Below are 24,849 nucleotides of genomic sequence, written 5' to 3'. Positions count from 1 at the left end.
AGGTCGAGGTAGGTGGTCCCCGCGCCGGCCGCCCACGCGGCGGCACATGGCTGCTCAACCAGCGCTTCGTGCACGCGCAGACCCTGCTGGGGACCACCGACCTGCCGATCGAGCGGGTCAGCGAGTTCGGCGGCCTGGGCACGGCGGCCAATCTGCGCCGGCACTTCACCCTCCGCGTCGGGGTGACGCCCTCGGACTACCGGCAGTCCTTCGGAGCCGCCCGGCCCGCCGTGACCTGCCGGTCGCCGGCCGCCGTTGAGCCGACGGGGCCCGCCTGACGCCACAGGGGTGGTCGACGACGCGACGCCAGTTGCCGTCCTCGCCGCGCCGGAGGACACTCACCACGACCCCTCGGTACAGGCCGGACGGCGAAAAACGTGGTGTGCGGGCCCGACGGAACCGGGTAACGTCATGGTCATGTTCTTCCAGACGCTGATTTACGAGTGAGAGCGTGATGGGCCCCTGCTGACGTCCTTCGACGTCGCCGCGCCCGTCCCCCACCGATGAATCCGTAGACCACTTCGCATCATTCCGGGAGAACCCATGAGCAAGAACATCAACAACCCCGTGGGCATGGGCGGTGGCCAGCGCAAGAAGCTGTCCCGCGCCGAGCGGCAGAACAACGGTCCGCACCGCAACCTCGACCGCCAGGTCGCCGCCGACCAGAAGGCGGAGCTGCTGCGCAAGATGCGCGAGAAGGCCGGCACGGCCGAGGACGCCGGGCAGACGGGCGACGACACCGCACAACGCTGACGCACCGCCGCCGCAGGGCGGCACCGCACGGGGCAGGGCCCGGACCACGGCACGTGGTCCGGGCCCTGCCCCGTACCGGGACCGCGCGGTCACCGTCGCCCCGCTTCCCACCCCCCGTCCGGCCCGGCCCGGTCCGCCTGCCGCCGGACGACACGGAGTGGTCCCGTGCTCACGTCGGTCCGAGGGTCTTCGCCCAGCCGAACTGCTTCTTCTCGTCCCCCCGTCCCTTCATCCCCCCGTCGCTCAGCCGACGACCGCCGCGCGCACGCACAGCACGTCCGGCAGGTGCGACATCAACTGGTGCCAGGTGTCGCCGTCGTCGGCCGACGCGTACACCTCGCCGTTGCGGTTGCCGAAGTACACGCCCGCCGGGTCCGCGTCGTCCGTGCACATCGCGTCGCGCAGGACCGTGCCGTAGTGGTCCTCGGTCGGCAGGCCCGCCGACAGCGGCTCCCAGCTCTTGCCCGCGTCCGCCGTGCGGTAGACCCGGCAGCGGCGGTCGGCCGGGACGCGGTCGGCGTCGGCGGTGATCGGGAACACGTAGGCGGTGTCCCCGCGGTGCGGGTGGGCGACGGCCGCGAACCCGAACGTGGACGGCAGGCCCTCGCCGATGTCCTCCCAGTGGGCGCCCCCGTCGTCGCTGCGGTACACCCCCCAGTGGTTCTGCAGATACAGCCGGTCGGGGGCCACCGCGTCCCGGGTGACCTTGTGCACGCACTGCCCGAACTCCGGGTTCGGGTCCGGAAGGAACACCGCCGAGACGCCGGAGTTGGAGGGCGACCAGCTCGCGCCGCCGTCCTCGGTGCGGAAGACCCCGGCGGTGGAGACGGCCACGGTCATCGCGCGCGGGTCGCGCCGGTCGGTGAGGATGGTGTGCAGCCCCTCGCCACCGCCGCCCGGCACCCACCTGTCGCGCGTCGGGTGTTCCCACAGCGGCCGCACCAGCTCGAAGCTCACCCCCCGGTCCTCGGAGCGGTAGAGCGCGGCCGGCTCCGTGCCCGCGTACACCACGTCCGGCTCCGCCGCCGCCGGGTGCAGCTGCCACACGCGCTCCAGTGAGGCACCGGTGTCCTGGGGGAACTTGACGGCCGGCCGGGCCGGCTCGGTCCAGGTGCGGCCGAGGTCGTCGGAGTGGAAGACGGAGGGGCCCCAGTGGGCGCTGTCGCCGCCGACGAGGAGCCGCGGGGTGTCCGTACGGGTGTCGATGGCGACGGCGTAGACGGCCTGCGCGTTGAAGTACGGGGTCTCGTCGAACTGCCAGGTGTCACCGCGCCGCCGCCCGATGAACAGCCCCTTGCGCGTGCCTACGGTGAGCAGTACCTCGGCCATCCCGGCCACCTCCTGGACATCGTCGTCTCAGCCATGGGTCAGTCTGCACCCCGCCACTGACAGTCACCCCCTGAGACGCCTTCGCCGCAGGTCAGCGGGCGTGGAGGGGCGTGGTGTGCGGGCCGGGGACCGGCCAGGCCCCGCAGGGGTGACCCACGTCGCATGAGCAGGGGGCGGGCCGCCGCCGTATGGGAGAGCGGTCCGGCAGTCCTGCGTGTGCGAGGGAGGGTGCCTCCGATGGTGGCATTCCGTGGTCCGAAGGTGTGGCTGTGGCGATGGCGGCGCAACCCGCTCAGACGCCGCAGCGACCGGCTGGAGTCCTATGTCGTCCTGCTCACCTTCGCCCTGACGCTGTTCGGCGGGGTGACGATGGGCCTCATGGCCGCCGACTCGGTGGAGTCCGGTCTCGCCCGGCAGCGCGCCGAGTGGCGGCCGGTCGGCGCGGTCCTCACCGAGGACGCGCCGGAGCCCTCCGGCCAGAGCGGCACGGGCACGGAGAAGGTCTGGGCGAAGGTCCGCTGGACGGCCCCGGACGGCTCCGCCCACGAGGGACAGGCACGGGTCGACCCCGCCACCCTGCTGGGCGCCCCGGTCACCGTGTGGACGGACGCCGAGGGCCTGCTGGTCACCAAGCCCGCCAGTGAGGCCCAGGCCCGGCTGCGCGCCACGCTCGTCGGCACTCTCGCGGGTCTGTTCGTGGCCGCCGTGCCCTTCGTGGGCGGCCGGCTCGTCCGGGGCCGGATGGAGCGGCGGCGGATGGACCGGTGGGACGAGGAGTGGGAGCGGATCGGCCCGCTCTGGGAGCGCAAGATCTGGTGAGAGCGGTCGGGGCGGACAGGTGACGGTGACCGCTCCGGCCACCCCCCGGCGGCCGTATCGGGTCCGTGGGGGAGGGTCCCGCACATGGCCGGCGGCCGGACGGGGCCCGTGGGGGGTGGCTCCGTCCGGCCGCCGGGGGACTCACCGTTGGGTGAGGAGCGGGCTCACCGGTAGGTGATGTCCGAGGAGGCGTACAGGCAGTTGGTGCTGTCGGGGCCCGTACCGACGGCGGTGTTGTTGTTGTACTTCTGGCACGGGACGACCTTGCGGCCGCCGTCGTTGAGGATCGTGATCCTCCGCAGGGTCGCCACGTCGCCCCGGTTGACGTTGATGCCGACGAGCCGCGCGGTGGAGCCCGTCCCGGTGACCTCGATGTTGTTGAGGTTCACCTTGCGGGTGTACTGCGTGGAGCAGTCGCCGCACGAGCGGTACAGCGTCTTGAACTCGCTGACCGCGAAGTTGGAGATGTTCAGGGTGCCGGGCCCGTTGTGCTGGAAGACCTTGTCCGCCGCCTTCCGGGCGCCGCCGCCGGTCACCGTGTAGGTGGAGCCGCCGCGGAAGGTCGCCGCGTCCTCGCCGACGTCCTCCCACCAGACGTTCTGGAGTGTGCAGTTGCCCTCGCAGTGGATGCCGTCGGCGCCGGGCGCGCCGATGATGACGTTCTTCAGGGTCGCGCCGGCCGCGAGCTTGAAGATCGGGTCCTGGCCCTCCTCCTGGCCGTCGCCGGCCAGTTCGCCGCTGCCGTAGTAGCGGACCATGCCGCCGTCCCTGGTGCCCGACACCGAGATGGTGGAGGACACCGGCTGACTGCCGTTGGCGGACGGCCAGGTGGCGGCGTTCGCCGGAGTGGCCCCGCTGGTCATGATCATGCCAAACGAGAGGCTGAACGCGGCGAGCGTGCCGGTCAGCGCGCGTGTGCGGGCACGCGGACGTGCTGCAGAAGTCATGTCCCGAGTCCTTCTGTTGTCCGAGCGGATGGGGGGTGGCGGAGCTCAGAGTTTTCCGGCGCCCGCGCCCGACGTCACCGAGGCGACGACGGAGGAGGCGGGCTCGGCGGTGTAGCCGTAGGGCGGGGCGGTGAAGCCGCCCACCCGGGAGATCTCGGTGGCGGCCCCACCGAGGTCGTTGCCGCGCAGGTTCGCGTAGCCGTCCACGTCACTGCTGCGGTTCGTGGTGACCGCGACTCCCGTGTTGCGGAAGACGTTGTTCTCCACGAGCATCTGGGCGCCCATGCGCGAGTGGCAGGCGGTCTCGGCGCCGTCCACGTAGTTGTTGTAGAAGTGCCCGGTGCCGAAGCGCAGGCTGGGGATGCGCGAGTACACGTTGCTGAAGTGGTTGTGGTGGTACGTCACCTTCAGGTGCCCGGTGTCCTCGGAGGCGTTCTTGTCGCTGTGGCCGACGAGTGAGCCCTTGAAGTGCTCCTTGAAGGTGTTCCAGGACACCGTCACGTTGTCCGAGCCGTGGTTGATGTCCAGCAGGCCGTCGTAGTGGTCCTTGTCGTGCGTGCGGTCCGCGGAGAAGGAGTTGTGGTCGATCCACACCTTCGTGGACTTCTGGACCGTGATCCCGTCGGCGGGCGCGACCGGCTTGCTGATGTTCAGGTTGCGGACGACGACGTTCGTCCGCTCCTTGATCCGCAGGCCGCCGCCGGTGAACCCGGACGACGAACCCACGCCGAGCACCGTGGTGTGGGAACCGAGGTCCACCTGGCCGCTCAGCGAGATCAGGCCGCTCACGCGGACGACCTTGGCCGTGTCGCCGGTGACGGCGGCTTTGAACGCGGCGAGCGTCGAGACCGTGACCGGGGCGGCGTCGCCACCACCGGTGGTTCCGGCGCCGAAGCCGACCGGGGAGGTCTCCGCCGCGGCGGCGGAGTGCGGCAGGGCGAGGGCGGCGGTCGTCACCAGGGCGGCCACCGCGGCCACCAGAGCCGACCTTTGCGCCTGTGTACGTGGGGGGACGGTACGCATGCGGGTGCGTCCCTTCAGGGGAGATGCTGTAGGGCTATGTATATGAACGAAATTCGTTGTTCTGATCCACGGGTGCGAGCGGAACGAGTGCGGCGTGGATCTCGATGGTGCAGGTGGAGCGATTTCCCGGGAAAGAGCCGGCTCCGGCGGGCCCGGACCCTGGGGTGGGGGTACGGCCGCTGGTTCACACTGCTGAACGGAACGTAGAGGGCAAGCGCTTTCTAGTCAACGCTTTGCGCAAAAGACGTTGGGTCGGGCCTGGTGGGGGCTGCGGGCCGGTGTCGGGTGAGGGTGCGGGGCGAGGTCGCCAGGGTGGTGCGAGCGAATTCTTTCGACGTGTGGGAGCGCTTCCATGGCCGCCATGCCCATGTCACGATGCTGATCCGCTCATCCGAACCGCCCCCTCCTTTCTGCCGATCCTTGTCACAGGAAGGCACGACGACGTGACCCCCACCCCCCACGACCGGGCGCGGACATCGCCGCGCTCGGTGCTCCTCACACTGCTGGCGGCCCTGGTGCCGCTGCTCGCGGCCACGCTGCTGACCGCGCCCACTGCCGCCGCGGCGGACGCGAGGGCCGAGGCCGCTCCCCGGGCCGCGCTCAGAGAGATCACGGGCTTCGGCACGAACCCCAGCAACCTGCAGATGTACCTGTACGTGCCGGACAGCGTCACCACGAAGCCGGCGATCGTGGTGGCCGTGCACTACTGCACCGGCTCGGGACCGGCGATGTACAACGGCACCGAGTACGCCTCGCTGGCCGACCGTTACGGGTTCATCGTCGTGTACCCGTCCGTGACCCGCAGCAGCAAGTGCTTCGACGTCGCCTCCCCGCAGGCGCTGACCCGCGGCGGCGGCAGCGACCCCGTGGGCATCAAGTCCATGGTCGACTGGACCGTCCGCACCTATGGCGCCGACACCGGCAGGATCTTCGCCACCGGTATCTCCTCCGGCGCGATGATGACCAACGTCCTCCTCGGGGACTACCCCGACGTGTTCGCCGCCGGCGCCGCCTTCGCGGGTGTGCCCTTCGCCTGCTTCGCCACCACCAACGGCTTCGAGTGGAACAGCGACTGCGCGAACGGCAACGTCATCCGCACCCCGCAGGCCTGGGGCGATCTCGTCCGGGGGGCCCACCCCGGCTACACCGGACCCCGCCCGCGCATGCAGCTGTGGCACGGCACCACCGACGACGTGCTGCGCTATCCGAACTTCGGCGAGGAGATCAAACAGTGGACCAACGTGCACGGCGTCGGCCAGACGCCGTCGGCCACCGACTCGCCCCAGTCCGGCTGGACCCGCACCCGCTACGGCGGCACCGGTGACCGCGCCGCCGTCGAGGCCATCAGCCTCCAGGGCACCGGCCACAACCTGTACGCCTGGGGCATGGCCGAGCGCGTCCTCACCTTCTTCGGCCTGAACGGCTCCGGCCCCGCGCCCCAGCCTCCGGCCGGCCCCTGCAAGGTGACCGTCACCACCAATGCCTGGAGCACCGGCCTGACCGCGTCGGTGACCGTCACCAACACCGGGACGACGGCGGTCAACGGCTGGAAGCTGGGCTTCACCCTCCCCTCGGGACAGACCGTCACCGGCGGCTGGGGCGCCACGTACAGCCCGGCGAGCGGCGCCGTGACCGCGACCAACGCCTCGTACAACGCCGCGATCGCCCCCGGCGCGGGCGTCAGCATCGGCTACCAGGCCAACCACACCGGCAACAGTGCCGCGCCCTCGGCGTTCTCGCTCAACGGGGCCGCGTGCACGGGCGGTTGACGTGACGTGATGTGACCCGACCCGACCCTGTGTCCTGCTCCGGCCGGCCCCTTCCGGGCGGGCGCCCACGCGGCGCGCGCCCGGAGACGGTCCCTCCTGCCCGACCTCCGAGAAAGGCACCGCACTTGCGACCCCTCAGCAGCCCACAGCCCGTCGAGTCGTCGAGCCGGGCGCCGCTCGCGACCGTGCTCGCCACCTGCGTCCTCGCCCTGGCCCTGGTGGTGGCGTCGTCCGCCGTGGTCGCCCTGGTCGCGAGCCCGCAGCGGGCGGAGGGGGCCGGCACGGGCGAGACGGCGTCGTCCGCCCGGCACTGGGTGAACACCTGGTCCGCCATGCCGCAGCTGACCGAGCCGGGCAACATGCCCCCGGCGCCGTTCACCGGGGAGCGGGCCGTACTGGTCGACACCACCCTGCGGCAGACCGTGCGGGTCACCACCGGAGGCGACCGCGTCCGGCTGCGCTTCTCCAACGCCTTCGGCGGCAGCGCGCTGCCGCTGACCGCCGTGACGGTGGCCCTGCCGCTGGAGGGGCGGGCCGGGGTCGCGGCGATCGAACCCGGCACCTCCCGGACCGTGACGTTCAGCGGCCGGGAGTCCACGACCGTACCGGTCGGCGCCCAAGTGGTCTCGGACCCGCTGGACTTCACGCTACGGCCGGGCACGGTCCTCACGGTGACCGCGTACCTGGCCGAGGGGCAGGCGTCGCTCGCCCTCACCTCGCACCCCGGCTCCCGCACCACCTCGTACCTCGACCACGGCGACCGCACCGAGGACGCCGACCTCCCCGGCGCGACCCCGACCAACCACTGGTACCTGCTCAGCGACATCGAGGTGCTGTCCCGGCCCGCCACGACCTCGGTCGCCGTCCTCGGCGACTCGCTCACCGACGGCCGGGGCTCCACCACCAACGGCAACAACCGCTGGCCCGACCAGCTCTTCGACCGTCTCCAGCAGCGGCCCGGCACCCGGCACCTCGCCGTGGTGAACCTGGCGGCCGGCGGCAACCGTGTCCTCAACGACGGTCTCGGCCCCAACGCCCTCGCCCGCCTGGACCGCGACATCCTGGCGCACAGCGCCGTCGAACAACTGATCGTCTTCGAGGGCGTCAACGACCTCGGCACCGCCGAGGCCACCCCCGCCGCCCAGCAGCGCGTCACCGCCGACCTGATCGCCGCCTACGAGCAGATCGTCGTCCGCGCACACGCCCAGGGCATCCGTGTCCACGGCGCGACCCTCCTGCCCTTCGGCGGCAACACCCCCTACGACGACACCGCCGGACACCGCGAGGCCGCGCGGCAGGCCGTCAACACCTGGATCCGCACCAGCGGACGCTTCGACGCCGTCATCGACTTCGACCGCGCGGTCCGCGACCCGCAGAGCCCCGGCCGGCTCCTGCCCGGCCTCCACGACGGCGACTGGCTGCACCTCAACCCGGAGGGCTACCGGATCCTGGCCGAGACGGTCCCGGCCCGGCTCCTCCAGCGGGGATGAGCGGCCGACCCCGCCGCCGGACCGACGCGGTCCCGCTCGGTCTGCTCGGCCTCGGGCGGACCGGCGCGAGGCCGTACGGCAGTCTGCGCCGGCGCCGCTGGAAGCGGCGTCAGTGCCGGCCGGTGCGGGCCGCCGTCATGAGTGACTCCCAGTCGGGGAGTTTGACCACACCTCTGCCCAGCGAGGCCCCGAGCGCCGCCTCGGCCCGCTCGATCGCCTCCCAGCCCCACCACTCGACCGGCTCGCACCCCTCCGCGCGCAGGGCCGCCACCGGGTCGTCCGGCACGCGCCCGGCTGCCAGCTCCGGCGCGTCCTGAAGGAGCGATGTCGCCGTCTCCTTGGCACAGGGGCGGTTGGTGCCGATCACTCCGGTGGGGCCGCGCTTGATCCAGCCGGCCACGTACTCGCCGGGAGAGGGCCGGCCGTCGCGCAGCACGCGCCCGGCGCTGTGCGGGACCGTGCCGCTGGCCGGGTCGAAGGGGAGGCCGTCGAGGGGGACGCCCCGGTAGCCGACCGAGCGCAGGACCAACTGCGCCTCGATCTCCTCGTAGCGGCCGGTGCCGGCCAGGCCGCCGTGAGCGTCGGGTTCGGTGCGTTCCAGGCGTACGCCGCAGACCCGGTCGCCGTCGGCGAGGATCTCCACGGGACGCAGGAAGAAGCGCAGCCGGATGCGGCGACGGCCCGAGGGGGCCGGCGCGGTGGCCCAGCCACGCAGGACCTCCACGTTGCGGCGCCGGGCGGCAGGGAGGGACGACGGGTCGACGTAGTCCGGGTCCAGCTCCAGTTCGGCCGGGTTGACGTCGACCCGGGTGTCCGGGAGGGTGCTCAGCTCGCGCAGCTCCTTGGTGGTGAAGCGGGCGTGCGAGGGGCCCCGGCGGCCCACCATGTGGACGCGGGTGATCTCGCTGGCGGCGAGGGAGGCCAGGGCGGCCTGCGGCATGTCGGTGGGGCTCAGCTCGGTCGCGCCGCGCGCCAGCATGCGGGTGACGTCCACCGCGACGTTCCCGACGCCGATGACCACGGCCGTCCGCGCGCCGAGGGCAGGTCCGTCGAACGCGCCGGCCGTCGCGTCCGGATGGGCGCTGTACCAGGAGACGAACTCGGTGGCCGACCAACTGCCACGCAGCTCCTCGCCCGGGATGCCGAGCCGGCGGTCGGCGGCGGCGCCCACGCAGTACACGACCGCGTGGTACAGCTCCCGCAGCCGGGCGGCACCCACTCCGTCCGGGCCCACCCGGACACCGCCGAGGAAACGCACCCGCTCGTGCTCCAGCACGGCACGCAGGTTGTTCTGCAGCGACTTGATCTTCTCGTGGTCCGGCGCGACCCCGTAGCGCACCAGGCCGTACGGGCACGGCAGCCGGTCCAGTACGTCGACGAGCACGTCCGGGTCCTGCTGGACGAGGCTCTGGGCGGCGTAGCACCCGCTCGGCCCCGAACCTACGACGGCGACACGCAGCACGGCGGAACTCCTTTGCGCGAGGAGATCGCTGGTGTCTCCAGGATGGCACCGCGGCGCCCGCCGGGGGAGGGGCGCGGAGACGAGGCAGGGGTGCTGCGCCGTCGGGGTGCCGTACGCCCCCGGTATGCGTGCCTATTCGCAGAGAATGTGATCATGCGCTTACGTTGCGTATGTGCTGGAAGCATCCTTTCTCAATCTTTCCGACCGCCACTGGCAGGACGGCGCCGTGAGCGTGCGGCCCGCCTGGGAGGTGCAGGAGCACGACGGAGCCACGGCATGGTTCAACGCGCGGCTTGCCTTCCCGGACGGCGCCGCGGTGGAGGTGCTCGCCGTGGTCTGCGAGGGCCGGTTGTCCCTGGAGGACGTGCGCGCCCAGCCGCCGCTGTCCCTGGACGACCTGACGGAGCTGGCGGACTGGATCGAGGGCCCGCTGTTCGAGGCGTGCGGCACCACGCCCGAGTACCCCGAGGAGGAGCTGCCGGGAACGTCGCACGGATCCGGGCGGCGGGCCAGGCCCGCGTGGCCGCGCGGAGTGGAGGGGCGGCGGCTGGTGGCCGAGGAGTACCTCGCGGCGCAGCGGTCCGGCCACGACCCGGTCCTCGCCGTGATGTGCGCGACCGGGCACAGCCGCCGCAAGTCGCTCCGGCTGATCGCCGGGGCGCGCGACGAGGGCCTGCTCGGCCCCCGCCACGCCCGGCGCTGAGCAGGCCGCCGACTACGTCGTCAGGTCGCGCATGCGGCTGATCTCCGTGGCCTGCTGGGCGATCACGTCGTCGGCCATCTCCTCGACCAGGATGTTGTTGCCCTGTGCCTTCACGTCCGTGGCCATGGTGATCGCCCCCTCGTGATGAGTGATCATCAGCTTCAGGAAGAGCCGGTCGAACTTCGCCCCGTCGAGGGAACCGAGTTCCTTCATCTGGGCCTCGGTCGCCATACCGGGCATGGCCTCGTGGTCGTGCGAAGTCGCCCGCTCGTCACCGTCGTTGACCTTCAGCCACCCCTCCATGGCCTCGATCTCGGGTTTCTGGGCGGCCGAGATGCGTTCGGCGATTCGCTTCACCTGGGTCGACTTCGCGTGGTCGGGGGCGAGTTCGGTCATCTCCAGCGCCTGGGTGTGGTGCACGATCATCATGCGCGCGTAGTCGAAGTCCGCGGAATTCGGAGTGTCATCCTCCGCTCGCTGCTTCTCAACTTCTTCCGGTGAAAGGGTTTGAGCCGCCTCACCCGGTTTTCCGGGGGCGATCACCGCCGGTCCGCTCGACCGGGCGGAACCGCCGTCGGGGTCCGCCCCGGACCCCGAGTCGCAGCCCGCGAGCGCCAGGAGAGCGGCCGTCAGTGAGGCCGTGACCAGCGGTGCGCGGGATGGGCGGCGAACGAGCACAGGGACCTCCTGGGGCACGGCAACGGGTGTACGCCTCTTGAGTGTTGACGAACTTTCCTCACACGCTTTCACTGATTGGTGATCAAATTTGTTCGTTACAAGTACATTGCCGCCTGTTGATCTGTGCATGATGAAGACGATACTTCGGAGGAGCCTGAACCGTTCGACTGCGAACGGCTACACGGGAGGACACAGTGACCCTGTTGAACAACCTTCGGACGCGGCGCAGACGTCTGGGGGTCGCCGCGACGGCGGCCGGTCTCCTGGCCGCGTTGCTCACCGCCGGACCGGCGGCCGCGACTCCTGACCCCGGGGACGCGCCCGCCGTGCGGGAGAAGGTCTCCAAGAGCGACGCCGCCGAGGCGCGGGCGGCGATAGCCGCCGGCGAGATACCCGGCCAGGACGAGATCGTCCACTCCGCCAACATGCAGCACCTGACCAACATCCCGAAGGAGGCGCTGCCGGGCACCAACTCGGACCTCGCCTTCCAGGGCAAGTACGCCTTCGCCGGCAACTACGACGGCTTCCGGGTCTTCGACATCAGCGACCCGAAGGCGCCGAAGACCGTCGCCCAGGTGCTGTGCCCGGGCTCGCAGAACGACATCTCCGTCTCCGGCGACCTGCTGTTCCTGTCCACCGACTCCTCGCGCAGCGACAACTCCTGCAACAGCACCACGCAGCCCGCGACCGAGAAGTCGTCGTGGGAGGGCATGAAGATCTTCGACATCAGCGACAAGGCGCACCCGAAGTACGTCGCCGCCGTCGAGACGTCCTGCGGCTCGCACACCCACACGCTGGTGCCCGACGGCAAGAACGTCTACGTCTACGTCTCCTCGTACTCGCCGAGCGCCGCCTTCCCCGACTGCCAGCCCCCGCACGACGGCATCTCGGTCATCAAGGTGTCCCGCAAGCACCCGGAGCGGGCGAAGGTGGTCGGCTTCCCGGTCCTGTTCCCCGGTGAGGGCGCGGACGGCGGCGGCAACCCCGGTTCGCCCACGAACCCCGGTGTCTCCAAGACCACCGGCTGCCACGACATCACGGTGCTGCCGTCGAAGGACCTGGCGGCCGGCGCGTGCATGGGTGACGGCATCCTGTTCTCCATCAAGAACCCGAAGAAGCCGAAGGTCATCGACCGCGTCCAGGACAACGTGAACTTCGCGTTCTGGCACTCGGCCACCTTCAACCAGGACGCCGACAAGGTCGTCTTCACCGACGAGCTGGGCGGCGGCGGCGCGGCCACCTGCAACGCGGCGATCGGGCCGAACCGGGGTGCCGACGGCATCTACGAGATCACCGGCAAGGGCGACGAGCGCAAGCTCGTCTTCAAGAGCTACTACAAGATCCCCCGCCACCAGGCGGACACCGAGAACTGCGTCGCCCACAACGGCTCGCTGATCCCGGTCGAGGGCAAGGACATCATGGTCCAGGCGTGGTACCAGGGCGGCGTCTCCGTCTGGGACTTCACCGACTCCGCCAAGCCCGAGGAGATCGCCTACTTCGAGCGCGGCCCCATCTCCACCAGCACCCTGGTGGGCGGCGGCTCGTGGTCGGCGTACTACTACAACGGCTACATCTACTCGAACGACCTGGTGAAGGGCTTCGACGTCCTGAAGCTCGACGACCCGCGGACGAACCCTGCCCAGAAGGTCGGCATGTCCGAGCTCAACGTGCAGACGCAGCCGGACTACTTCGCCCGGTAGAAGCACCGCGACGGATCTGCCGTCATCCGTCCCGCCGGGCCCTTCGGGGACCGGCGGGACACCGCGTTGCAGGTGTGGCCCCCGACCGACCGGGGGTGCCGTGCGAGGACATCCCGCGACTCCCGCGTCGGCTCACGGCCGGCGAACTATACTCGGCGCTTCCGGGTGGCGACCCGGTGTGCCGCCGCCCGGACGTCGTTCGTCCCGGGCCGCACGGGGGACGGTCCGGGACGGACGTCCGGCGGTGGTGCCCCAGCCGGTCGGTGAACAGCCCGTGGGCGCACGGGGCCAGGCCGTACGGCCCGCTCGGACGTCAGGCCCGACGGCCCCTCAGCCCACCAGATCCAGCACCGGCCGCAGCCCGTCCGGCCGTGCGGAGGCGGGCAGATGGTCGACGAAGTGCACCGCGCATCCCAGAGCCGCCGCACCGCCGTCGGCCCGCCGGTCGTCGCCCACCATCAACGTCTTCCGCGCGTCCACGCCGAGCGCCTCGCAGGCGAGCGCGAACAGCCGGGGATCCGGCTTCTGGATGCCGTGCTCGTACGACAGCGCGTACGCGCCGACGTACGCGTCGAGGCCGTGCGCCCGGAAGACCGGCCGCAGATCCCAGCCGATGTTGCTCACCACCCCGACGGCGGTTCCGCGTTCCCGCAGGGTGGCGAGGACCTCGGCGGCGTCCGGGTAGGGGCTCCACGCCGACGGCGTCATATGGCGGTCGTACAGCGCGTCGTGGAGCGCGGGGTCGGGGAGTGTCACCCGGCGGGAGAGGGCCGTGTAGGCGGCCCGGTGCTGCTCGGCGCTCCGGTCCCGCGCCGCCCACAGCTCACCCGGCCCGCCCGTCGGCGGCTCCGCCGGGTAGGCCCCGCCCGGCAGCGCGCCGGCCCGCTCCAGGGCCTCGGCCACCCGGAGCGACTCCGACTCGGGCAGGACGATTCCGGCGTCCCTCAGGACCGCACGGAGCCAGGACTCGGTGGACTCCGCCCGGAAGAGGGTTCCGGAGAAGTCGAACAGCACCCCTTCGAGCGTCATGCCGTCGATCCTTCGTGCCCGCTCGCAGCCGGTCAAGTGCGCCTCGGGGCCCGCCACCTCTCGTACGTCAGCACCGCCAGCGCGATCGTCAGGCCGCCCAGGAGCCAGCCGCCCAGTACGTCCGACGCCCAGTGCACGCCCAGCCAGATCCGGCTCAGTCCGACACCGACGACGGAGACCACGGCCACCGCCACGGCGGTCCGCATGACGACGCGGCCGGCGCCGTAGCGGTGCAGGAGCCACACCAGCAGTCCGAGGACGACCGTGGCCGTCATGGCGTGGCCCGACGGGTACGCCGCGTAGTGGGCGGAGTCGACGGGGTCGGGCCACGCGGGCCGCTCCCGGCCGACGGCCGCCTTCAGCCCCTGCTGCAGCGCCGTCCCCACCGCGCAGGTGATGCCCAGCCAGAGGGCGAGCCACCATTCCCGGTGGCGCCACACCAGCCAGACCGCGGCGGCCGCGACGAGCAGACGCATCGTCACCGGGTCCCAGACCCAGTCCGTGAGGACGCGGAACACGTGGGTGAGGACGGGGTCCGCGACAGCCCATCCGTGGGTGGTGTTCGCGATGCTCTCGTCCAGCGACATGAGCGGCGCCCAGGAGATCGCGACCAGGACGAGCAGCAGCACGGAGGAGGCCGCGAAGGCCGCGGCGGCGCGGACGGTGCGGGTGGCCGGCGGCCGGTGGGGCGGCGCGTCGACGGTGGGGGTGTGCATACAGCGATCCTGACCGACTCGCGGGGTCCGATGCCAACGCCGGGGCGTGAGATCACTGTCACGCGGCGCGTCCGGAGCAAAGCCGTCGCGTCGCACGTTGTCCTTGGGCTGCTCTTTATCCCCTCTTTGCCATGTCACGACCTACCGAGTGCCCGCAAAGCGGGAACGAAAGCCACCAGCACGGGTACGACCGGCACCAGCGCGGCGTACGCGGTCAACCGCAGCCGACGCGCCGGGGTGAGGCGCTGCGGGGGAGCGAGCAACCGGTCGACCCGCCGCGGCACATGGTCCTCCGGCGTCGGGCAGGGCCCGAACACGCCCCGGTCCTCGTTGAGGCCGACGAGCGCGAGGGCGATGGTGAGCCGGCCGTGGCGCCGGGAGGCGGTGTCGTCGGCGGCGAGTTCGACCAGCCGGTGCATCTCGTCCCGGAACGCGGCGAACACCGGCACCCGCGGGAAGCCGCCCGCGAGCGCCGCCGCACAGTGCAGCAGCCAGTGGTGCCGCGCCCGCGCGTGCCCCTGCTCATGGGCCACCACCGCGTCCACCTGCCGTTCCTCCAGCCGGCGCAACGCGGCCGTGGTGATGACCAGTCGGGGCGCGACACCGGGCAGCCACCAGGCGTCCGGCCGCTCGCCCTCCACCACCACGAGCCGGTCGCCGTCCGGCTCCTCGCCGGGCAACAAGGGCGCGCGCAGGCGGAGTTCGGCATGACGCCGGTGCCGCTGCCGCCGGGCCCGGACGATCTCGCGGACCAGCATCGCCCCGGTCCACAGCCCGCCGCAGGCGAGGGCCACGGCGGTGCCGACGGCCCAGCGGCTCCCGCCGCCCAGCGCGTACGCCTCCACGACCCCCTCCGGCGCGGGCGCGAACACCCGCCCGCGCACCGCGGCCCAGGCGGCCGCCGCGCTCAGGGCCATCGCCAGCACGCAGCACAGCAGCACGGCCGCCACCACGCACTGCCACACCCACAGGGCGACCACCGGTTCACGGTCCGGCCAGTCGGCGCGGGCCAGCAGCCGCGGGGCGACGACGGCGGTCAGGGCGCCGAGCAGCAACAACGCCGCGGGGACCATCATGAGGCGCAGCCTATGAGCGGTCCGGTGCACGGCGACACGGGCGGCGCCACCGAAGTGACGCAGCCCACGGCCGGATACGGCCCACGACCGGACGAACCGCTGTCCCACCCGGCCGTCGACGCCGCTCAGACCGCCAGCAGCATCGCGAACATCCCGATGCCCATGGACAGTCGGCAGGCCCGCGCCAGCTCGGGCCGGTCGCCCCAGCCCGTGGCCCGCGGCGCCCCGGCCCGCGCTCCCGCCGCCACGGGCACCGGCATGAGCCGCAGGCCCGCCCACAGCACGTAGCCGGCGAAGTACACCAGCAGCACCCCGGTCACCAGGGGCAGGCCCGCACCGCCGTGGCCCGCGCCCGGCGCGGCGACCATCACCCCGGCCATGTAGACCATCGCCAGCGCGCCCACCAGATGGTGCAGATGGTGCGCGCTCGCGCGGGCCGACCACAGCGCGCGCACCGCCGCCGCGCCGAACACGACCGCGTAGGCGAGCCAGGCCCAGCGCGGCGGTGCCACGACCGCCGCGGGCACGGCCATCGCGGCCATGCCGAACCCCATCAGCGCCTCGCCTCCCGCGGCCAGGCGCTGCTCCTCGACGGCACTGCGCATCCGCAGCAGGCAGTACCCCCCGGTCACCGCGCACAGCGCGACCAGCAGCCAGCCGGACGACACCGGTCCGTGCACCACGTACCACCCCCTTCGGCGACGTCGGTCCGTGCTGGGAGCGAGGTCGGACAGTCGGTCAGGGCATGCCCGGGCCCGATGGCGCGCATGCGAGCGCAAGGGTGTACGCGGGGGAGCGCGCGGGGGTGCGGCGCCGGGACGGGACGTCGGCCGCCCCGACCGGTACCGCGATCGGCGAATGGGGGCGACGCGCCCGGCCCACGGAGCGGGTGACACCCGCCGAGCAGGCCGGACACCGTACGCTCGCGGCGACGGCAGGACGGCACCGGTTCCAGTCAGCGGAGGGCGCACGGGCATGACGGCAGGCGACGGACGGTCGGCGGCGGGCAGCGGCGCGGCACTCGGGGACACGGTCTCCAAGGTGGTGCGCCAGTGGCAGACGGTCCATCCCGGGCTCGACACGGCACCGATGGAGATCATCGGCCGTGTCAACCGCTGCGCCGCCCTCCTGCAACAGGCCGAGGACGCGCCCCTGCGCAGCGCCGGCCTCACCCGCCCCGAGTTCGACGTCCTCGGCACCCTGCGCCGCACCGGCCACGAGCTGACCCCCAGCGAGATCGCCCGCGAGACCTACGCCTCCGGAGCCGCCGTCACCAAACGCCTCAAGCTGCTCACCGAACGCGAACTGGTCGAGCGCCGCGGTGACGCCCGGGACCGCCGCGTCGCCCACGTCCGTCTCACCGAGGCCGGCCGCGACCTCGTGGACAGCGTCATGCCCGAGCAGCTCGCCTACGAGGAGGCCGTGCTCTCCGGCGTCGACACCGACGACCGCCGTGAACTCTCGGTACTGTTGGGCGAGTTGCTGATCCAGCTGGAGGGCCGGCTGGGTCTGCCGCGCGTCTAGCTCAGCCCTCCCCGCCGGCCGGGTACACGCCGAACGCGGCCCCCTGGGGGTCCCGCAGCACCGCGACGCGGGGCCCCTCCGGCACGGTGGTGGGCTCCATGAGGAGGGTGCCGCCCGCCTCGACGGCGGCGCGGGCGGAGTCGTCGACGTCCTCCACGGCGAAGTACGGCAGCCAGTGCGAGGGCACCTCGGGCGGGAACGTGTCCTCCATCGTGATCATGCCGCCGAAGTCGGCGCCGTCGAGGCCCCACTGCGTGTAGTGCTCGCCGGCGTTCACGCTCCAGCCGAACACGGTCGTGTAGAAGGACTTGGCCCGCTCCGGCGCACGGGTCAGCAGCTCGACCCAGCCGAGCGCGCCGGGCGCGTTGAACAGCCCGGCACCGGGGAAGGAGCGCGCCTGCCACAGCTGGAAGGCCGCGCCGCCCGGATCGAAGGCCACCGCGAACCTCCCGATGTCGAAGACGTCCATGGGCTCCAGCACCACGGTCCCGCCCGCCGCCCGCACGTCCCGGACCGCCGCGTCCGCGTCGCGCACGGCGAACGACACGTTCCAGGCCACCGGCTGCGACTCCTGGTACAGCGGCGCGAGGGCGGCGACCGCCGCGTCACCGAGGTGCGCGATGCTGTAGCCCCCGGCCTCCTGGCGCGGATCGGTCCGTGGACGCCAGCCGAACAGTTCGGTGTAGAACCGCTTGGCCGCCTCCAGGTCGCTGGTCCCCAGCTCGGTCCAGCAAGGTCCACCGATGACGGGCTCGTCGAGCTTCATGGCGTTCCTCCCGCGAGGGATCCGGGGCCCCTGCCAGCACGCTATGCCCGAGCCCCGGCCCGGGCCACCGGGGTGCGGAGCCTCAGATGCCCGGCCGGTACCGCAGCGGATGGTCCGCCGGGATCTCCACCAGCACGATCTCCGTGCCGTCCGGGTCGGCGATCCACATCTCGATCAGTCCCCAGGGCTCCTTCACCGGTGGCCGCCGCACCTCCACCCCGGCCGCCAGCAGCTCCTCGTGCGCCACCGCCACGTCCGCCACCTGCAGCCACAGCTTCACCGCGGGCGAGGGCGGTGTCTCGGAGCGGCCCGCGACCTCCAGGAAGCCGCCGCCGAGGAAGTACACGACGCCCCGGTGGTCGCCCGTGCCGAACTCGCGGTACACGGGGAGCCCGAGCTGCTCGCCGTAGAAGGCGCGGGAACGCTCGGGGTCGGTGGGGCGCAGGAGGGTGCGGCTGCTGAGTACGTGGATCATGGCGTCGAGGGTAGGCGCTGGAACGAGGGGCGAGGGTACGGGAGGGTGGGGCTTCTCGCGGGGCCCCTGCCGGGGGGCGACTGCCGTTACCCTCTTCCCTGTTCGAGCCCCAGACATCCGCCAGGAGCAGCCCATGGAAACCGCCGCCACCGGCCTGACCTTCCGTGACGCCACCGACGGCGACGTGGACGCCCTCGTCGCGCTGATCGAGTCGGCGTACCGCGGGGACTCCAGCCGGGCCGGGTGGACCACGGAGGCGGACATCCTCGAAGGGCAGCGGACCGACCCCGAGGGCGTGCTGCAGGTCATCAAGTCGCCCGAGAGCCGACTGCTCACCGTCGAGCGGGACGGCACGGTCGTCGCCTGCTGCCAGCTCGAACACCGCGGCGACAACGCCTACTTCGGGATGTTCGCGGTGAGCCCGGTCCTCCAGGGCGGCGGTCTCGGCAAGGTGATCATCGCCGAGGCCGAGCGCATCGCGCGCGAGAGCTGGGGCGCCCGGGAGATGCACATGACCGTGATCTCCGTACGGAACGACCTCATCGCCTGGTACGAGCGGCGCGGCTACCGCCGTACGGGCCGGATGACCCCGTTCCCGTACGGCGACGAGCGGTTCGGTGTGCCGCGGCGCGCGGATCTGCAGTTCGAGCTGCTGGTCAAGCGGCTCGGCTGAGCCTCAGGCCGTGAAGCGGCCGGTTCGTTTGATGTCCGGGTAGTCGGTGGTCGCGCCGTCCAGCTGGAGGGCGCGGACCAGGCGCAGGTGGTCCTGGGTGTTCACCACCCAGCCGATGATGCGCAGGTTCGCCCTGCGGGCCTTCTCGACGACCTCCAGGGTCAGCCGCCGGATGTTCAGCACGAGGGTGGCGGCGCCCACCGCCACCGCCCGGTCCACCACGTCGGGGCCGTAGCGGCTGGCGACCAGCGCGGTGCGTACGCCGGGCACGAGCCGGGCGATCTCGGCGACCGCCTCGTCGTGGAAGGACAGCACCTCCACCCGCCCCACCAGGTCGCGCCGGTGCATCACCTCGGCGAGGGAGCGGGCCGCCGCCGTGTCCTTGATCTCGGCCTGGAGCGGCGCCCGCACCGCGTCCAGGACCTCCTCGAAGGTGGGGACGCGCTCGCCGCGGCCGGCGTCCAGGGCGCGCAGCTCGGCGAGGGTCTTGTCGGCGATCGGACCCTTGCCGTCGGTCGTCCGGTCCACGTCCGCGTCGTGCATGACGACGAGCGCGCCGTCCTTGCTCAGATGCAGATCGAGTTCGATGACGTCGAGGCCCGCGCGATCGGCGGCTACGAAGGAACGGAGGGTGTTCTCGGGTTCGACACCCATGACTCCGCGGTGACCGATGGTGAGGAAGTTCAAGGTTGACTCGCTTCCGTCGACGGCGGCTCGGCCCGCGTACCGGGGGAGGGGCGGCACGCGGCTGGGGCGCAGCGTAGTCCTTGCGCCGTGCGATGCATCCGCATGTGCACGAGCCCTTTGGGGTCGTGTCACGCCGTGCCGGGCCGTGTCACGTCGCAGAACAGGACCGTTTCCGCACCCGTCGCGCACCGTCGCGCACCGTCGCGCGGAGATCGGGTCATCCCTGAGTGGGCGAGTCCGGTGGGCGTTGACCCCGGGTGCCTCCGTACGGGGAGCGGGACGCACGAAGTGTGACCCATGACGCGTGTGACAGGAGATTCAGCGGTTAGGTGCCAGAGGTGGCGGGAAGATTTCCGGCTGGATCACTCAAGATCGGTCTTGCGGTCAGGAACCCTCGCTACGTACGGTGTCACTACGAAAGGTTCTCCCGTGGAGGATGGGTCATGACGGAAATTCTTGTGCAGATGGCTGCGGAGGGCGTTGTTCCTTCGGTCGGTAGGGTGGTGGAGCACCCGGCCTGGCCCGTGCTCAAGGATGCCGTGGAGCGGATCCGGCCCTGGCAGTCCAAGGACGGCTCGATCGACTTCGACGCCGAGCAGGCCCCCGCCGCGCGAGAGGCCGAGAAGGCCGTCGAGGAGGTCGTCGGGGCCGTCGAGACGCTGTCCCCGCTGCTGCCGCACGACGCCGCCTACCACCAGGCCCTCGTCAAGGACCTGCGGCGCTGGGCCGAGGACGGCTTCGAGGTGCCCGACTTCCTGGACTCGCTGCTGGCCTTCCAGCCCGCCGCCGACCGCGCGGACGGCCTCCAGCACCTCGTGGTGTTCCCGATGTACACGCAGAACGGCAATCCCGACCGCAACCTCGAAGCGGTGGTGCTGCGCATGGTCTGGCCCGACTGGCTGGCCGAGCTGGAGCGCACCCGGTACGACAACCCGCTGTTCTGCGGCATCACCTTCGAGGACTTCACCGCCGGTTACGACACCAACTCGGCCGTTCTCTTCCCGGAGACCATCGCCGTGCGCGAGGCCCCGGCGCGCTTCTCGTGGGGCGGTATCTTCTGCGACCGTGAGGCCGCCCGCTTCCGCCGCGTCACCGACGCCGCCGTCGACATCCTGGGCCTGGAACTGCCCGAGGACGTCGCCGCGATGGTCCACGACCAGAAGCGCTGCGAGGAGGCCTTCGTCCTGTGGGACATGGTCCACGACCGCACCCACAGCCACGGCGACCTGCCCTTCGACCCCTTCATGATCAAGCAGCGCCAGCCGTTCTGGATGTACGGCCTGGAGGAGCTGCGCTGCGACCTCACCGCCTTCAAGGAGGCCGTGAAGCTGGAGGCCGACGGCGTCCCGCAGGCCCGTGACGTGCAGTACGCGGTGCTCTTCGACCGCATGTTCCGCTTCCCGGTCACCGGCGAGCGGGTCCGCAACTACGACGGCCTCGGGGGGCAGCTCCTCTTCGCCTACCTGCACAAGCACGACGTGGTCCGCTGGACCGACAACAAGCTGCACATCGACTGGCAGCGGGCCCCGCAGGTCACCAACCAGCTCTGCGCCGACATCGAGCAGCTCTACCGGGACGGCATCGACCGCCCGAAGCTCGTCCACTGGTTCGCCGGATACGAGCTGGTCGCCGAGTACCTCGCCCCGCACCCCGGCTCCCGCTGGGCCAAGGGCCCCGACGCCCTGGATCTGACGCAGCCGCCGCGCAAACTCGTCGACGACGTGCTTCCGGACGAGTTTCCGCTCAGCATGTTCTATGAGGCGCTCGCCAAGAAGCTGAAGACCGTGATCGCCTCCACCAAGGGCATCACCGCGGCGAACGCCGAGCGGGTCGCCGCGTGAGCGCCGCAGTCGCGGGCGTCTCGGACGCCGCTCAGGAGGCGAGGACCATGCAGAACGGCAACGGTGCACTGAGTGGCGCGGTGATCGCGGTGGCCGGCGCGGGCGGACCCGCCGGCCGGGCGGCCCTGCTGCGGCTGGCCGACGCGGGCGCGATCGTCGTCGGCTCCGACAACGACCCCGAGCGGCTCTCCGAGGCCGTCGACGCGGCCCGCTACGCCCACGGCGGTGCCACCGTCGTCGGCGACACGGTCGATCTGCTGGACCTCCAGTCGACCCGTGACTGGGCCAACCGCATCGAGAAGGACTTCGGACGGGTCGACGGTCTCGTCCACCTCGTGGGCGGCTGGCGCGGCAGCGAGACCTTCACCAGGACCAGCCTCGACGACTGGGACTTCCTGGAGATGCTGCTGATCCGCACCGTGCAGCACACCTCCCTCGCCTTCCACGAGGCCCTGCAGCGCAGTGAGCGCGGCAGGTACGTCCTGATCAGCGCGGCCGGCGCCAGCAAGCCCACGGCGGGCAACGCCGCCTACGCCGCCGCCAAGGCCGCCGCCGAGGCGTGGACGCTCGCCACCGCTGACTTCTTCCGCAAGGCGGGCGGGCCGGACGGGCCGACCTCGGCGGCTGCGATCCTGGTGGTGAAGGCGCTGGTGCACGACGCGATGCGCGCCGACCGCCCCAACGCGAAGTTCGCGGGCTTCACGGACGTCAAGGATCTGGCCGACGCCATCGCCGACGTCTGGGAGAAGTCCGCCGCCGAAGTGAACGGAAACCGTCTGTGGCTGACCGACACGCCGTGAACCCTCCGAAGACCGACGCCCGACGCCATCACGACCCGGAGATCCGCGGCTTCGCCAGCGACAACTACGCGGGCGTCCACCCCGAGGTGTTCGCCGCTCTGGCCCTGGCCAACGGCGGACACCAGGTCGCGTACGGCGAGGACGAGTACACCGAGAACCTGCAGCGGATCGTCCGCAGCCACTTCGGCGCCACCGCCGAGGCGTTCCCGGTCTTCAACGGCACCGGCGCCAACGTCGTCGCGCTCCAGGCGGTCACCGACCGCTGGGGCGCGGTGATCTGCGCCGAGAGCGCGCACATCCACGTCGACGAGGGCGGCGCCCCGGAGCGCATGGGCGGCCTCAAGCTGCTCACCGTGCCCACACCCGACGGAAAGCTCACCCCCGAGCTGATCGACCGGCAGGCGTACGGCTGGGACGACGAGCACCGCGCGATGCCGCAGGTCGTCTCGATCACCCAGAGCACCGAACTCGGCACGCTCTACACGCCCGAGGAGATCCGCGCGGTCTGCGAGCACGCCCACGCGCACGGCATGAAGGTGCACCTGGACGGGTCCCGGATAGCCAACGCCGCCGCCTCCCTGGACGTGCCCATGCGGACGTTCACCAACGCGGTCGGCGTCGACCTGCTCTCGCTGGGCGGCACCAAGAACGGCGCGATGTTCGGTGAGGCCGTGGTCGTCATCAACCAGGACGCCGTCCGCCACATGAAGCACCTGCGCAAGCTGTCCATGCAGCTCGCCTCCAAGATGCGCTTCGTGTCGGCACAGTTGGAGGCCCTGCTGGCGAAGGACCTCTGGCTGCGCAACGCCCGGCACTCCAACGAGATGGCCCAGCGGCTCGCCGAGGGCGTCCGTGCGGTCCACGGGGTGGAGATCCTCCACCCGGTGCAGGCCAACGCCGTGTTCGCCCGCCTCCCGCACGACGTCAGCGAACGCCTCCAGAAGCGCTTCCGCTTCTACTTCTGGGACGAGGCCGCCGGTGACGTCCGCTGGATGTGCTCCTTCGACACCACCGAGGAGGACGTGGACGGGTTCGTGGCGGCGCTCAAGGAGGAGATGGCCCGCTGAGGACTGCATAGATATACGGTCACCCGAAAATTCATTGACTCTCGGGTGATCGTTTTTCTATGCTCTGCGGGCATGGAACTGATCCAGCAGAACCCGGACCTGTCCGCTTATTTGATGGCCGACGACGCCATCGACCATCACGGTTTGGTCGTGCGGCGGACCGCCGCGCAGCTCGCCAAGGGCGTGGAAGACTCGTATGACTATGCGAGAGCGGCGTTCGAGTTCGTCCGCGACACCATCACGCACTCCCAGGACGCCGGCGACCCGCGCGTCACCTGGCGCGCCTCCGACGTCCTCGCGCACCGCACCGGGATCTGCTACGCCAAGGCCCATGCCCTGGCAGCGCTGTTGCGTGCCGAGGACATCCCGACCGCGTTCTGCTACCAGCGGCTGGCGCACGACGACGGCGACGGACACGTGATCCACGGCCTGGTCGCCGTGCGCTTCAACGGCGCCTGGCACCGCCAGGACCCCCGGGGCAACAAGCCCGGCGTGGACGCCCGGTTCTCGCTGGAGGGGGAGCGCCTGGCCTTCGTCCCGGATCCCGGGGCGGGCGAGTCGGACCTCCCGGTGCTCCACGCGGCTCCGCATCCCGCCGTGCTCGGCGCCCTCCGGGCCGCCCGCGACCGGGCACAGCTCTGGAGGGCGCTCCCGGCGGCGCTGTGACGGCGGGTCAGCGCCTCCCGGCGGCGCTGTGACGGCGGGTCAGCGCGCCTCGGCCTCGCGGACCTGCTCCGGGGTCGGGGCCGTGCCGCCGAGGTGGGCCGGCATCCACCAGGTGTCGTCCGGGCCCTTGGGGCGGACCGGGTAGGCGCGCTGGGCGGCCTCCAGCAACTCCTGGACGCGCTCGCGGAGCTGACGGGTGATGGCGCCCGCGTACTTGTCCTTGGAGGCCTCTATCGCCTCGCCCACCCGGATGGTGATCGGGATGTGGCTGCGCTTGAAGTTGCGCGGGTGGCCCTTGGTCCACAGCCGCTGGGTGCCCCACACGGCCATCGGGATCAGCGGGACGCCCGCCTCCTGGGCCAGCCGGGCGGCGCCCGACTTGAAGCTCTTGAGCGTGAACGACTGCGAGATGGTGGCCTCGGGGAAGACACCGATGATCTCACCGGAGCGCAGCGAGTCCAGCGCGTGCGCGTAGGCCGCCTCACCCTGCTTGCGGTCCACCGGGATGTGCCGCATGTTGCGCATCAGCGGACCGGAGACCTTGTGCCGGAACACCGACTCCTTGGCCATGAAACGCACCAGGCGCTTCTGCGGCAGTGCCGCCAGGCCGTCGAAGATGAAGTCCAGGTAGCCGATGTGATTGCTCACCAGCACCGCGCCGCCCGAGCGCGGAATGTTCTCCGTCCCCTTGAGGTCGATCTTCAGGTCCCAGACCTTGAACAGGGTTTGGGCGAGACCGATCGCGGGGCGGTAGACAAGCTCTGCCATGGGCGGAGTGGACCCTTCTCTCTGCCTGGGACGGGGTCTCCCGGCGGGAAGTTACGCGGCCGTAGGTTTACGGCATCCCGCAGATCGT

Annotated in this window: 25 protein-coding genes and 1 pseudogene; 13 read left to right on the top strand and 13 right to left on the bottom strand. The window is 71.7% G+C overall.

Annotation, left to right across the window (positions count from 1 at the left end; translation table 11 throughout):
- Positions 1-47: 47 nt before the first annotated feature.
- Together H4687_RS05955 and H4687_RS05950 are read left to right on the top strand one after the other, a co-directional pair.
- Positions 48-278 (top strand): annotated as a pseudogene (locus H4687_RS05955) (hypothetical protein); the annotation flags it as partial.
- 265 nt (positions 279-543) lie between these two features.
- Positions 544-753 carry a DUF6243 family protein gene (locus H4687_RS05950; RefSeq protein ID WP_046918376.1) on the top strand — a complete coding sequence of 70 codons (210 nt, stop codon included), beginning with the start codon at positions 544-546 and terminating at the stop codon, positions 751-753.
- A gap of 243 nt (positions 754-996) precedes the next feature.
- Here the strand turns inward: H4687_RS05950 and H4687_RS05945 are convergent, their stop codons facing one another.
- Positions 997-2,082 carry a WD40/YVTN/BNR-like repeat-containing protein gene (locus H4687_RS05945; protein WP_046918377.1) on the bottom strand — a complete coding sequence of 362 codons (1,086 nt, stop codon included), beginning with the start codon at positions 2,080-2,082 and terminating at the stop codon, positions 997-999.
- 237 nt (positions 2,083-2,319) lie between these two features.
- On the opposite strand from H4687_RS05945, the gene H4687_RS05940 reads away from it, so the two are divergent.
- Positions 2,320-2,901, top strand: a complete 582-nt coding sequence (locus H4687_RS05940; RefSeq protein ID WP_046918378.1) for an Rv1733c family protein — start codon at positions 2,320-2,322, stop codon at positions 2,899-2,901.
- Between the two features lie 164 nt (positions 2,902-3,065).
- On the opposite strand, the gene H4687_RS05935 is transcribed toward H4687_RS05940, so the two are convergent.
- A complete protein-coding gene (locus H4687_RS05935; protein WP_046918379.1) occupies positions 3,066-3,848 on the bottom strand; it encodes a pectate lyase in 783 nt (260 codons plus the stop codon).
- 45 nt (positions 3,849-3,893) lie between these two features.
- Positions 3,894-4,871 carry a pectate lyase family protein gene (locus H4687_RS05930; protein ID WP_046918380.1) on the bottom strand — a complete coding sequence of 326 codons (978 nt, stop codon included), beginning with the start codon at positions 4,869-4,871 and terminating at the stop codon, positions 3,894-3,896.
- Between the two features lie 443 nt (positions 4,872-5,314).
- On the opposite strand from H4687_RS05930, the gene H4687_RS05925 reads away from it, so the two are divergent.
- Both H4687_RS05925 and H4687_RS05920 read left to right on the top strand, forming a co-directional pair.
- A complete protein-coding gene (locus H4687_RS05925; protein ID WP_046918381.1) occupies positions 5,315-6,640 on the top strand; it encodes an extracellular catalytic domain type 1 short-chain-length polyhydroxyalkanoate depolymerase in 1,326 nt (441 codons plus the stop codon).
- A 185-nt stretch (positions 6,641-6,825) separates the two neighbouring features.
- The gene (locus tag H4687_RS05920; RefSeq protein WP_046918382.1) at positions 6,826-8,130 is read left to right on the top strand and encodes an SGNH/GDSL hydrolase family protein; all 1,305 of its coding nucleotides are present in this window, start codon (positions 6,826-6,828) and stop codon (positions 8,128-8,130) included.
- Positions 8,131-8,239: 109 nt separating this feature from the next.
- On the opposite strand, the gene H4687_RS05915 is transcribed toward H4687_RS05920, so the two are convergent.
- The gene (locus H4687_RS05915; RefSeq protein ID WP_046918383.1) at positions 8,240-9,592 is read right to left on the bottom strand and encodes an FAD-dependent oxidoreductase; all 1,353 of its coding nucleotides are present in this window, start codon (positions 9,590-9,592) and stop codon (positions 8,240-8,242) included.
- 172 nt (positions 9,593-9,764) lie between these two features.
- Here H4687_RS05915 and H4687_RS05910 point away from each other — a divergent pair, with 172 nt between their 5' ends.
- Positions 9,765-10,295, top strand: a complete 531-nt coding sequence (locus H4687_RS05910; protein ID WP_233443286.1) for a DUF6214 family protein — start codon at positions 9,765-9,767, stop codon at positions 10,293-10,295.
- 12 nt (positions 10,296-10,307) lie between these two features.
- Here the strand turns inward: H4687_RS05910 and H4687_RS05905 are convergent, their stop codons facing one another.
- The gene (locus H4687_RS05905) at positions 10,308-10,973 is read right to left on the bottom strand and encodes a DUF305 domain-containing protein (RefSeq protein ID WP_046918385.1); all 666 of its coding nucleotides are present in this window, start codon (positions 10,971-10,973) and stop codon (positions 10,308-10,310) included.
- A gap of 194 nt (positions 10,974-11,167) precedes the next feature.
- Here H4687_RS05905 and H4687_RS05900 point away from each other — a divergent pair, with 194 nt between their 5' ends.
- Positions 11,168-12,673 (top strand): LVIVD repeat-containing protein, encoded by a 1,506-nt coding sequence (locus tag H4687_RS05900; RefSeq protein ID WP_046918386.1) that lies wholly within the window; start codon positions 11,168-11,170, stop codon positions 12,671-12,673.
- Positions 12,674-13,003: 330 nt separating this feature from the next.
- Here the strand turns inward: H4687_RS05900 and H4687_RS05895 are convergent, their stop codons facing one another.
- The 4 genes from H4687_RS05895 to H4687_RS05880 form a co-directional block, all read right to left on the bottom strand.
- Positions 13,004-13,702, bottom strand: coding sequence for an HAD family hydrolase (locus H4687_RS05895; protein ID WP_046918387.1), 699 nt, complete (start codon positions 13,700-13,702; stop codon positions 13,004-13,006).
- Positions 13,703-13,734: 32 nt separating this feature from the next.
- Complete coding sequence (locus tag H4687_RS05890) at positions 13,735-14,418, bottom strand: phosphatase PAP2 family protein (protein WP_046918388.1); 684 nt, start codon at positions 14,416-14,418, stop codon at positions 13,735-13,737.
- Positions 14,419-14,552: 134 nt separating this feature from the next.
- Positions 14,553-15,494, bottom strand: a complete 942-nt coding sequence (locus tag H4687_RS05885; protein WP_046918389.1) for a M56 family metallopeptidase — start codon at positions 15,492-15,494, stop codon at positions 14,553-14,555.
- A 125-nt stretch (positions 15,495-15,619) separates the two neighbouring features.
- Complete coding sequence (locus H4687_RS05880) at positions 15,620-16,174, bottom strand: DUF5134 domain-containing protein (RefSeq protein ID WP_046918393.1); 555 nt, start codon at positions 16,172-16,174, stop codon at positions 15,620-15,622.
- A gap of 295 nt (positions 16,175-16,469) precedes the next feature.
- On the opposite strand from H4687_RS05880, the gene H4687_RS05875 reads away from it, so the two are divergent.
- Positions 16,470-17,018 (top strand): MarR family winged helix-turn-helix transcriptional regulator, encoded by a 549-nt coding sequence (locus H4687_RS05875; RefSeq protein WP_046918390.1) that lies wholly within the window; start codon positions 16,470-16,472, stop codon positions 17,016-17,018.
- A 1-nt stretch (position 17,019) separates the two neighbouring features.
- On the opposite strand, the gene H4687_RS05870 is transcribed toward H4687_RS05875, so the two are convergent.
- Together H4687_RS05870 and H4687_RS05865 are read right to left on the bottom strand one after the other, a co-directional pair.
- The gene (locus H4687_RS05870; RefSeq protein WP_046918391.1) at positions 17,020-17,784 is read right to left on the bottom strand and encodes a VOC family protein; all 765 of its coding nucleotides are present in this window, start codon (positions 17,782-17,784) and stop codon (positions 17,020-17,022) included.
- Between the two features lie 82 nt (positions 17,785-17,866).
- Entirely contained in the window at positions 17,867-18,259 is a 393-nt protein-coding gene (locus H4687_RS05865; RefSeq protein WP_005474836.1) for a VOC family protein, read from the bottom strand.
- 133 nt (positions 18,260-18,392) lie between these two features.
- Here H4687_RS05865 and H4687_RS05860 point away from each other — a divergent pair, with 133 nt between their 5' ends.
- A complete protein-coding gene (locus H4687_RS05860) occupies positions 18,393-18,932 on the top strand; it encodes a GNAT family N-acetyltransferase (protein WP_046917095.1) in 540 nt (179 codons plus the stop codon).
- Positions 18,933-18,935: 3 nt separating this feature from the next.
- Here the strand turns inward: H4687_RS05860 and H4687_RS05855 are convergent, their stop codons facing one another.
- Positions 18,936-19,619 carry a glycerophosphodiester phosphodiesterase gene (locus H4687_RS05855; protein WP_046917096.1) on the bottom strand — a complete coding sequence of 228 codons (684 nt, stop codon included), beginning with the start codon at positions 19,617-19,619 and terminating at the stop codon, positions 18,936-18,938.
- Between the two features lie 443 nt (positions 19,620-20,062).
- Here H4687_RS05855 and H4687_RS05850 point away from each other — a divergent pair, with 443 nt between their 5' ends.
- From H4687_RS05850 to H4687_RS05835, 4 genes are all read left to right on the top strand, one after another.
- Complete coding sequence (locus tag H4687_RS05850) at positions 20,063-21,460, top strand: DUF6421 family protein (protein ID WP_046917097.1); 1,398 nt, start codon at positions 20,063-20,065, stop codon at positions 21,458-21,460.
- A gap of 47 nt (positions 21,461-21,507) precedes the next feature.
- Positions 21,508-22,260 carry an SDR family NAD(P)-dependent oxidoreductase gene (locus tag H4687_RS05845; RefSeq protein WP_046917098.1) on the top strand — a complete coding sequence of 251 codons (753 nt, stop codon included), beginning with the start codon at positions 21,508-21,510 and terminating at the stop codon, positions 22,258-22,260.
- The gene (locus tag H4687_RS05840; RefSeq protein ID WP_046917126.1) at positions 22,257-23,327 is read left to right on the top strand and encodes a threonine aldolase family protein; all 1,071 of its coding nucleotides are present in this window, start codon (positions 22,257-22,259) and stop codon (positions 23,325-23,327) included. Before H4687_RS05845 ends, H4687_RS05840 begins: the two co-directional genes overlap by 4 nt.
- Positions 23,328-23,399: 72 nt before the next feature.
- Positions 23,400-23,993 carry a transglutaminase domain-containing protein gene (locus H4687_RS05835; protein ID WP_046917099.1) on the top strand — a complete coding sequence of 198 codons (594 nt, stop codon included), beginning with the start codon at positions 23,400-23,402 and terminating at the stop codon, positions 23,991-23,993.
- Between the two features lie 39 nt (positions 23,994-24,032).
- On the opposite strand, the gene H4687_RS05830 is transcribed toward H4687_RS05835, so the two are convergent.
- Positions 24,033-24,761 (bottom strand): lysophospholipid acyltransferase family protein, encoded by a 729-nt coding sequence (locus tag H4687_RS05830; RefSeq protein WP_045561734.1) that lies wholly within the window; start codon positions 24,759-24,761, stop codon positions 24,033-24,035.
- Between the last annotated feature and the right edge of the window lie 88 nt (positions 24,762-24,849).

The organism is Streptomyces stelliscabiei (assembly GCF_014873495.1).
In the GTDB taxonomy this organism is placed as follows: domain Bacteria; phylum Actinomycetota; class Actinomycetes; order Streptomycetales; family Streptomycetaceae; genus Streptomyces; species Streptomyces bottropensis.
This window is presented reverse-complemented; position numbering and strand designations above follow the sequence as displayed.

Excerpts from the sequence above, each read along its gene's own strand:
- H4687_RS05865 (WP_005474836.1), bottom strand. The coding sequence starts at position 18,259 with ATGATCCACGTACTCAGCAGCCGCACCCTCCTGCGCCCCACCGACCCC.
- H4687_RS05945 (WP_046918377.1), bottom strand. The coding sequence starts at position 2,082 with ATGGCCGAGGTACTGCTCACCGTAGGCACGCGCAAGGGGCTGTTCATC.
- H4687_RS05895 (WP_046918387.1), bottom strand. The coding sequence starts at position 13,702 with ATGACGCTCGAAGGGGTGCTGTTCGACTTCTCCGGAACCCTCTTCCGG.
- H4687_RS05850 (WP_046917097.1), top strand. The coding sequence starts at position 20,063 with ATGACGGAAATTCTTGTGCAGATGGCTGCGGAGGGCGTTGTTCCTTCG.
- H4687_RS05950 (WP_046918376.1), top strand. The coding sequence starts at position 544 with ATGAGCAAGAACATCAACAACCCCGTGGGCATGGGCGGTGGCCAGCGC.
- H4687_RS05890 (WP_046918388.1), bottom strand. The coding sequence starts at position 14,418 with ATGCACACCCCCACCGTCGACGCGCCGCCCCACCGGCCGCCGGCCACC.
- H4687_RS05870 (WP_046918391.1), bottom strand. The coding sequence starts at position 17,784 with ATGAAGCTCGACGAGCCCGTCATCGGTGGACCTTGCTGGACCGAGCTG.
- H4687_RS05940 (WP_046918378.1), top strand. The coding sequence starts at position 2,320 with ATGGTGGCATTCCGTGGTCCGAAGGTGTGGCTGTGGCGATGGCGGCGC.
- H4687_RS05830 (WP_045561734.1), bottom strand. The coding sequence starts at position 24,761 with ATGGCAGAGCTTGTCTACCGCCCCGCGATCGGTCTCGCCCAAACCCTG.
- H4687_RS05885 (WP_046918389.1), bottom strand. The coding sequence starts at position 15,494 with ATGATGGTCCCCGCGGCGTTGTTGCTGCTCGGCGCCCTGACCGCCGTC.
- H4687_RS05860 (WP_046917095.1), top strand. The coding sequence starts at position 18,393 with ATGGAAACCGCCGCCACCGGCCTGACCTTCCGTGACGCCACCGACGGC.
- H4687_RS05835 (WP_046917099.1), top strand. The coding sequence starts at position 23,400 with ATGGAACTGATCCAGCAGAACCCGGACCTGTCCGCTTATTTGATGGCC.
- H4687_RS05930 (WP_046918380.1), bottom strand. The coding sequence starts at position 4,871 with ATGCGTACCGTCCCCCCACGTACACAGGCGCAAAGGTCGGCTCTGGTG.
- H4687_RS05875 (WP_046918390.1), top strand. The coding sequence starts at position 16,470 with ATGACGGCAGGCGACGGACGGTCGGCGGCGGGCAGCGGCGCGGCACTC.
- H4687_RS05845 (WP_046917098.1), top strand. The coding sequence starts at position 21,508 with ATGCAGAACGGCAACGGTGCACTGAGTGGCGCGGTGATCGCGGTGGCC.
- H4687_RS05935 (WP_046918379.1), bottom strand. The coding sequence starts at position 3,848 with ATGACTTCTGCAGCACGTCCGCGTGCCCGCACACGCGCGCTGACCGGC.